General features: G+C 71.1%; 7 protein-coding genes. 2 read left to right on the top strand and 5 right to left on the bottom strand.

The genetic code is table 11. From position 1 onward, the window contains the following. Window positions 1-128 precede the first annotated feature (128 nt). Window positions 129-1,214 carry a mannose-1-phosphate guanylyltransferase gene (locus QM597_RS02145; RefSeq protein ID WP_415003226.1) on the top strand — a complete coding sequence of 362 codons (1,086 nt, stop codon included), beginning with the start codon at window positions 129-131 and terminating at the stop codon, window positions 1,212-1,214. Between the two features lie 183 nt (window positions 1,215-1,397). Here QM597_RS02145 and manA read toward each other — a convergent pair whose 3' ends face one another. Together manA and QM597_RS02135 are read right to left on the bottom strand one after the other, a co-directional pair. After that, window positions 1,398-2,582 (bottom strand): mannose-6-phosphate isomerase, class I, encoded by a 1,185-nt coding sequence (manA, locus tag QM597_RS02140; RefSeq protein WP_415003225.1) that lies wholly within the window; start codon window positions 2,580-2,582, stop codon window positions 1,398-1,400. A gap of 66 nt (window positions 2,583-2,648) precedes the next feature. Next, on the bottom strand, window positions 2,649-4,397 hold the full coding sequence (locus QM597_RS02135; protein WP_415003224.1) for a DEAD/DEAH box helicase: 1,749 nt from the start codon (window positions 4,395-4,397) through the stop codon (window positions 2,649-2,651). Window positions 4,398-4,502: 105 nt separating this feature from the next. On the opposite strand from QM597_RS02135, the gene QM597_RS02130 reads away from it, so the two are divergent. Then, the gene (locus QM597_RS02130; RefSeq protein WP_415003227.1) at window positions 4,503-5,840 is read left to right on the top strand and encodes a polysaccharide biosynthesis tyrosine autokinase; all 1,338 of its coding nucleotides are present in this window, start codon (window positions 4,503-4,505) and stop codon (window positions 5,838-5,840) included. A 54-nt stretch (window positions 5,841-5,894) separates the two neighbouring features. On the opposite strand, the gene QM597_RS02125 is transcribed toward QM597_RS02130, so the two are convergent. Genes QM597_RS02125 through QM597_RS02115 form a run of 3 tightly spaced genes read right to left on the bottom strand, consistent with a single transcriptional unit; the run spans window position 5,895 to window position 7,888 of the window. Continuing rightward, on the bottom strand, window positions 5,895-6,449 hold the full coding sequence (locus QM597_RS02125) for a hypothetical protein (RefSeq protein WP_415003223.1): 555 nt from the start codon (window positions 6,447-6,449) through the stop codon (window positions 5,895-5,897). A gap of 1 nt (window position 6,450) precedes the next feature. Continuing rightward, window positions 6,451-7,410, bottom strand: a complete 960-nt coding sequence (locus QM597_RS02120; protein WP_415003222.1) for a YgfZ/GcvT domain-containing protein — start codon at window positions 7,408-7,410, stop codon at window positions 6,451-6,453. Further along, the gene (locus QM597_RS02115; protein ID WP_415003221.1) at window positions 7,397-7,888 is read right to left on the bottom strand and encodes an FABP family protein; all 492 of its coding nucleotides are present in this window, start codon (window positions 7,886-7,888) and stop codon (window positions 7,397-7,399) included. The genes QM597_RS02120 and QM597_RS02115 overlap by 14 nt, the downstream gene beginning before the upstream one ends. Window positions 7,889-7,934: the final 46 nt, after the last annotated feature.

The raw sequence follows: 7,934 nt of genomic DNA, 5'->3' as shown, positions 1-7,934 counted from the left end.
CCTTCAGGGGTTCGGCGTTCGGGTAAGCAACGCTGAGTCTGGACACCCTGGTCTATGAGGTCACGCAGCCACGCCGAAGGCCTTATCTCCCCGCATCAATCATCTAGGGCCGCACTACGCTGACGGACGTGACCGAGCGCCCCGATCCCTCCTTCCACGCGATCGTGCCTGCGGGCGGAGCGGGTACACGCCTGTGGCCGTTGTCGCGCCGTTCCCGGCCGAAGTTCCTGCTCGATCCCACCGGCACCGGCGAGGGACTCACCCTCCTGCAGCAGACCGTGGACCGGCTCATTCCCCTCAGCGGCGTCCACGGCATGCACATCGTGACGGGCACCGCCCACGCGGACGCCGTGCGCGAGCAACTGCCCGGTGTCCCGCATCTCATCACCGAGCCGTCACCGCGCGACTCGATGCCGGCCATCGCCGTGGCGGCGGCGATCATCGCCGAGTCCGATCCGGAGGCGATCATCGGGTCCTTCGCCGCCGACCACGTGATCGACGACGCCTTCGCCTTCGCCGCCGCCATCGAACAGGCCATCGCCGCAGCGCGCACCGGGTTACTGGTCACGGTCGGCATCACGCCCACCGGGCCGTCGACGGCGTTCGGCTACATCGAGCGCGGCGATGCCCTGGGGATCGAGGGGGCGGGCGATGCCCACGCGGTGCGGCGCTTCGTCGAGAAGCCCGACCGCGCGACCGCCGAGGCCTATGTCGCCAGCGGTGCCTTCAGTTGGAACGCGGGCATGTTCGTGGTGCGCGCGCAGGTGCTCCTTGACCATCTCGCGCGGCTGCAGCCCACCCTGCACGCGGGCGTGCGGGAGATTGCCCGCGCTTGGGATACCCCCGAGCGCGACGCCGTGATGGAGCGTGTCTGGCCGAGCCTGACGAAGATCGCCATCGACCATGCCGTCGCCGAGCCGGTCTCGCTCGAAGGCGGAATGGCGGTCGTGCCGGGAGCCTTCGGCTGGAACGACATCGGCGACTTCGCCGCACTGGCCGACCTGGGCGTGGCCTCCAGCGCCGAGGCGGTCTTCGTGGATGCCGACGGCCTGGTGCTGTCCGCGCGGGGGCGGACCGTCGCCGTGGTCGGCCTGCGCGACGTCATCGTCGTCGACACCCCCGACGCGATCCTGGTGACCACGCGCGAGCACGCCCAGCGCGTCAAGGAGATCCCGGCCGCCCTCCACACCCGCGGCCGCGACGATCTGGTGTGACAGCTCGGGGCTAGCCCTCAAGGCCCCTCGCGCCTCAGGACCCGCGAGGAAGGAGCGAGGCTCGAAGGGACCCACAACAACGGCCCACTGTTTGGGTCATTTCGAGGCTCGTCGCACCTCAATGACCGGGCACCGCTCTTGCCTGGTGAAGTGCGCGCACGGCGCACCTCAGGGACCCGTGGATCAGACCAGATCGATGAGGCGGGCCGCAGCGGTCTCGTCCGACGGCGCGAAGGCCACGGCCACCTCGCCGGTGCCGATTACCCGCACCAGGCCGTCACCGGGTGCCACGTAGACCGAGTCGCCGCGCACCAAGGGCAGCCGCGACCCGTCGGAGGCGACCAGCTCGACCGCGCCGCCGGTACACAGCGCGATCCGGTGGCCCCGGCCGTACAGCGCGGTCCCCTCCGCGTCGGACGCGGCCACCTGGGTCACCGCCAGCGCGAACTCCTCCACCTCCGGCGCGAAGACCTCCGTCTCGGTGCCGACGACATCGGGGGTGATCCTCGCCAGACGCGACATCCCGCGTTCGAGACAGGTCACCAGGCCGAGCGGATCGACGTGCTTGCTGGTCAGGCCCGCGCGCAGCACATTGTCCGAGGAGGTCATCACCTCGATGCACATACCGCGCAGGTGCGCATGGATGATGCCCGCACCGAGAAAGGCCGCCTCTCCCGGCTGCAGCGTGAGCCGGTTCAGCAGCAGCACGAGGACGAGTCCGGGATCGCGGGGGAAATGCTCGGCGACCTCCAGCAGCGTCGTGTAGGCGCGCTTGACGTCGACGTGCTGGGCCACCAGGGAGCGGCACGACGCGACGACCTCGTCCACCTCGCCGACCGAGGGCGGATTCGACACCACCAGTTCCAGGATGCGCACGATGCCGTCGAAGCCGGGCTTGAGTCGCAGTTCGTCGGCCAGGTACCGGGTCAGCGGCGTGTTGACCGCATCGAGCACCCGCAGGATCTCGGCCGTGGGACGGAAGCCGACCAGCGTGTCGAAGGTGGTCAGCGCGTAAACCATCTCCGGCTTATGCCAGGGATCCTTGTAACTCCGGTGCGGCGCGTCGAGCGGGATGCCCGCAGCGTTCTCGGCGGCATAGCCGGCCCGAGCGAGTTGGGCATTGGGATGGACCTGCAGCGACAGCGGCCGGTCGGCCGCCAGGATCTTCATCATCAGCGGCAGCGGCCCGGCCACCTCGGTCAGCGAACGCTCCGCCCCGTCGATCTCAACGGTCGACGGCCCCAGCTCGTGCGTGCCCATCCACACCTCGGCCAGCCGTCCGGGATCGGCGGTCCCGCCGAGGAAACCCTGGATCTCCGTCGCCGATCCCCAGTCGTAGCCACGGGTGGCGTTACGGAGCCGATACATGCGCTCCATCGTAGGAGGCGGGCCGCACCGCGCCCCTCACCGCAGTCAGCGACGCCGCTGGGGGTTCTACCTGCGGGACTGCTTGGGATGGCGGGGCTTGCGGCCCTTCGATGCCGGGCGACGGTCGTCGCGCTGACCCCGGTGCCCCGAGGAGCGGCGCTGCGGGGGTCCGTCGTCGGGACGCAAGTCGATCTTCTTGCCGGAGATCCGGGTGTCGGTCAGCGCCTCGAAAACCGCATCTGGCAGGTCCGCAGTCAGTTCGACGATGGCGTGATCCATGCCGAGGGTGATCTTGCCGAAGTCCGACTTCTTCAGACCGCCCTCGTTCGCCAGTGCGCCGACGATGGCCGACGGCCCGATCTTCTGGCGCTTGCCGACCGCCAGCCGGTAACGCTTCCACTGGCCGCCGGACTCGCCGCGCTCCCCCCGGTCGGCGCGCTCGCTCCGAGGTGCCCGCTCGCGCCGTTCGGACGGTCCCCGGCTCGGCTCGGGGGCGTCGGGGCGCACGAAGAAGTCCGGATCGTCCGCGCCGAGCACCGCCAGCGCCGCCGCGATGTCGGCCATGTCCACGCCGTGCTCGCTCGCGTACTGCTCCACCAGCGACCGGAAGGCGTGAAACTGGGGCGACCCGAGATTCTCGGTGATCGACTGCGTGAACCGTTCGGCGCGGCGGCTGTTGACCTCGTCGGGCGACGGCACCGCCATCTGCGCCAGCGTGCCGCCGGAGACCTTCTCCAGGGCCGACAGCATGCGCCGCTCGCGAGGCGTGACGAAGACGATGGCCTCGCCGGAGCGCCCGGCCCGCCCGGTGCGGCCGATGCGGTGGACGTAGGCCTCGGTGTCGTGCGGGATGTCGTAGTTGATGACGTGCGTGATGCGATCCACGTCCAGGCCGCGCGCGGCCACATCGGTCGCCACGACGATGTCGACGGACCCCGACTTCAACCCGCCGACGATGCGCTCACGCTGGGCCTGCACCAAGTCGCCGTTGAGCGCCGCAGCGTCGAAGCCACGCCCGCGCAGCCGCTCGGCGAGGTCCTCGGTGGCCTGCTTGGTGCGCACGAAGATCAGCAGCCCGTCACCGGACTCGACCTCCAGCAGCCGGGTCAGGGCGTCGAACTTGCCGTGGTGGTGCACGCCCATCCAGCGCTGGCGGACGGTCGTGGTGGAGCGGATCTTCGCGTCGATGGACACGTCGACCGGATCGTGGAGGTACTTCTTGGCCAGGCGCCGGATCGCGGGGGGCATCGTGGCCGAGAACAGCGCGACCTGCTTGTCGTCGGGGGTGTCGGCCAGGATGCGCTCGACGTCCTCGGCGAAGCCCATCGTCAGCATCTCGTCGGCCTCGTCGAGCACGAGGTGGGCCAGCCCGGACAGTTCCAGGCTGCCGCGGTCGAGGTGGTCGATGACCCGTCCCGGCGTGCCGACGACCACGTGCGCGCCGCGCTCCAGCCCGCGCAACTGGGCCGCATAGCCCTGGCCGCCGTAGACCGGGAGCACCCGGATACCCGGCAGCCGGGCCGCATAGCTCGTCACCGCGTCGGCGACCTGCAGGGCGAGCTCGCGCGTCGGCGCGAGGATGAGGGCCTGCGTCTCGGCCTGGTCGGGGTCCAGCGCGTCGAGCATGGGCAGGGCGAAGGCGGCGGTCTTGCCGGTGCCGGTCTGCGCCAGCCCGACCACATCGCGGCCGTTCTGCAGTTCGGGGATCGCGCGTGCCTGGATCGGCGTGGGCGTCTCGTAGCCGAGGTCGGCCAACACCGTCACCAGCTCGGCAGACAGACCCAGCTCGGCGAAGGTGGACGGTGAAGAACTCATGGTGCTCCGTTGTGCTCGGCGAGAGTTGGGCGGCATCGGCCCATTCCCTTACCGTAGTGTTCCGGCACGCCTCATACGCCATCGGGAGACAGACACGTGCGTCACATGCTCAGCGCCATCATCGGCCGCTGGCCCCTCGTGCTCGTCACGAGCCTGGTCGGCGTGGCCGTCGCCGCGCTCGCGCTGACCTTCCCGACGCCCCAGTACACCGGCATCGCCGAGATCCTCGTGCAGAAGGCTCCCGCCTCCGGTGACGGGGCACTGCGGTCGCCGGGTGCACGGGTCGTCGGGTCGTACGCCGCGCTGCTCGAAGGCGACGATCTGGCCGCCGAGGCAGGGATCGACGGGGCCGAGGTACGCGCCACGCCGCGACCGGGGACCGACGCCATCGTCATCGAGGTCGACGGCCCCTCGGCCGACGAGGCCGCTGCCCGGACGCGGGCGGTCGTCGAGGCGTTCACCGCGCTGGTGAGCGAGCAGGCCCCCGAGCCGGGGCTGACCGTGACTACGGTGTCGTCAGCCTCGGCCGGCACATCGCCGACCAGCCCCCGCTGGGGCCTCGGCCTGGCCGTGGGCGCACTGGCGGGACTGCTCCTCGGTGCCCTCATCGCCCTGGCACGCTCGGGCGCTCCCGCAGTCGTGGGCACGGCCGATGACGCGAAATCCCTGACCGACGCCCCGGTCCTCGGCACGGTCGCGCACGACCCGGAGATGGCGACCAAGCCGCTGCTGTCGCAGCTGGACTCGCATCACCCGCGGCGCGAGTCCATGCGCATCCTGCGCACCAACTTGCAGTTCCTCGACGTCGACACCCCGCAACAGGTCATCACGGTCACCAGTTCGCTGCCCGGCGAGGGCAAGTCGACCACGACCTCGTCGCTGGCCATCGCGCTGGCCGAGACCGGCCGCCGGGTCCTGCTCATCGACGGCGACCTGCGCAAGCCCCGCCTCGACACATTGTTCGGTGTCGAACGCACCATCGGCCTGACGACGGCACTGGTGGGCCGCGTCGCGCCGGAGTCGGCGATCCAGGCCACTCGCACCCCAGGGCTGGATATCCTGACCAGCGGCACGCTGCCGCCGAACCCGTCGGAACTGCTGCAGACCGAGGCGATGCTCTCGCTCGTCGGGCGGCTGACCGAACGCTACGACCTCATCCTCATCGACGCCCCCCCGCTGCTCGCGGTCACCGACGGTGCCCTGCTGGCGGCCCTGTCCGACGGTGCCCTCGTCATCGTGCGGCACGGACGCACCCGTCTTGACGAGCTGAAGGCGGCCGCCGACCGACTGCAGGCCGTCGGAGCGCGGGTGCTCGGCACGGTCATCACCATGACCCCCCGGCGCAGCACCTCGCGCTACGGCTACGGCAGCGGCTACGGGCCGGAGTTCTTCGCCCGTGAGACCGCCGCACCGCGCCGCCCCCGGAGACACCGCCGCCGCTGAGGCGGGTCATTTCGAGGCTCGCTAGCTCGCACCTCAATGAGCGGCTCCCGCCCCTTACGAGCGGACGGCGGCGGACCGGGCGGCGACGTTGAGGTGGTCGGCCACGGTCACACAGGCGGCATGCATCTGCTCGGCTGCGGCCCGGTAGACCGCAGGCTTGCGGCGGTACGGGTCGGCGATATCCAACTCCTGCTTGGCCCGGTTGCGAAACCGCGCCGCCTCGGCGACCAGCTCGGCCGGCCCCCCGTCGCACTCAACCACGCTGACCAACTGCGCGAACTCCAGCAGCGTGAAGACCCGGCGCAGCGCGTGCGGCGACGACCCGAGGATCGACGCGCGGTGCGCGGTCGTGGCGGTGAGCACCAGGCTCGCCGAATCGATGAAATAGTCGTCCAGCGGATGCGAGCGGAAGGTCCCCGGCTCCAGGCCGAAGCGCATCAGTTCCATCGCCGACATCGCGTCCATCGGGTGATCGGTCCAACCGCGCACGCCGGCGCTGGCGACCTCGAAGTGCTCGCGGTCCAGCCGGTCGCGCAGCACCGCCTCGATGAACGGCGAGCGGCAGATGTTGGCCGTGCAGACGGCCAGGATGGCGAAACGCGGCTCCATGTCAGCCCCGCACCTGGGGTCGCACGTGCAGGCCGGCCTCCGGGTCAACCAGGACTTCCTGCGCCGCGGCGACGCCGTCGACGACCAGCGGTGCCGCGACGTCGACGGAGCGCTTGAGCAGCGCCAGCGCCAGCGGCCCGAGTTCGTGATGGCGCGCCGAGGTGCCGACCGTGCCGACACGTACGCCGTCGGCGGTAACGTCCGAGCCGGGGGCGGGCAGGTGGTCGACCGAGCCGTCCAGGTGCAGCAGGGTCAGTCGCCGGGGAGGCCGCCCGAGCGTGTGGACACGCGCCACCGTCTCCTGGCCCCGGTAACAGCCCTTGTCGAGGTGGACGGCGACCTCCAGCAGTCCGGCCTCGTTGGGAATGGTGCGCTCGTCGGTGTCCAGCCCGATACGCGGACGGCCCGCAGCGATGCGGGCGGCCTCCCAGGCCCACAGCCCGACGGGTTCGCCCAACTCCTGCGGCAGGTCCGCCAACTCGGCACGCGGCCGCAGCGTCCACGCCAGGCCGGACAGCCCGGCCACGGCCCAGTCGGCGCTCACCTCGCGCACCTCGACCTGGGCGAAGAACCGCATCCGGTCGAGGAAGGCCACCAGCGCAGCGGCGGCCCCCGGCTCGGTGTGCGCCCAGACCGTCTCGCCGTCGTCGACGAGGTCGAAGCCGTGCTCGATGCGCCCCTGCGGGGTGAGGATCAGGGCCGAGGTGAATGCCTGCGGCGGCAGATCGCGCAGGTGCTGGGTGGTGAGGTCGTGCAGCCAGGTGAGCCGGTCGGGGCCGGAGATCGTCAGCACGTCGCGTTGCGAGAGGTCGACGAACGCACTCCCGGCCTCCAAGCGACGCTGTTCGGCGGCAATGGACCCGTAGTGGGCCGCCACCCCGGCGTCGGGGGCGTCGGCCTCGACCGCGCCGGGCAGGCCGAGCAGCGGTGAGCGGCCGCCCGCCCGCTCAGCCGCGCTCAAGCTGGCCCCACAGGTGCGACTGCATCTCGTGACCCTCGGCGGCCATGTCGCAGGCGTACATGAGACGCCCCTCGACCAATCCGTACAGCCGCTGGCCGGCGGTGTACTCCTTGGCGGTGGCCGTGCGCGCGACCAGGTCGGTTGCCAGCCGCAGCCGCGGGCCGTCGGTCTCGCCGTACCAGACCTCCGCGTAGCCGGTCGGATGTGCCAGGACGAGTTCCAGGCCGGCGTCGGTGGCCCGCAGGAAGCCGGTCTCCAAAGCGCCAGGACGCACCCGGTTGCCGTCGTCGTCGGTGATCCACGACCTGCTGAAGTAGTGCAGGAAGGGGCGGGTGTCGTGCGCGAAGACCATCTCCTGCTCGAAGGAGAACGCCTCGATGGTCGGGTACTCGCCGCGCCCGTTGCCGTGCCAGGTCCCCAGGAGCCACGCCACCGGCATCAGGGAGGGATGCAGGTCACTGGGGATCTCGAAGGCCATGCACCGATCCTACCGACGCCCGCCGCGCCCCGGCCTCCTCTAGGCT

This window comes from Aeromicrobium sp. (genome assembly GCF_047607065.1).
Lineage (GTDB): Bacteria > Actinomycetota > Actinomycetes > Propionibacteriales > Nocardioidaceae > Aeromicrobium.
This window is presented reverse-complemented; position numbering and strand designations above follow the sequence as displayed.

Bases quoted from the DNA above. Each gene is read 5' to 3' on its own strand.
- manA (WP_415003225.1), bottom strand. From the start codon at position 2,582: ATGTATCGGCTCCGTAACGCCACCCGTGGCTACGACTGGGGATCGGCG.
- QM597_RS02135 (WP_415003224.1), bottom strand. From the start codon at position 4,397: ATGAGTTCTTCACCGTCCACCTTCGCCGAGCTGGGTCTGTCTGCCGAG.
- QM597_RS02130 (WP_415003227.1), top strand. From the start codon at position 4,503: ATGCTCAGCGCCATCATCGGCCGCTGGCCCCTCGTGCTCGTCACGAGC.
- QM597_RS02125 (WP_415003223.1), bottom strand. From the start codon at position 6,449: ATGGAGCCGCGTTTCGCCATCCTGGCCGTCTGCACGGCCAACATCTGC.
- QM597_RS02115 (WP_415003221.1), bottom strand. From the start codon at position 7,888: ATGGCCTTCGAGATCCCCAGTGACCTGCATCCCTCCCTGATGCCGGTG.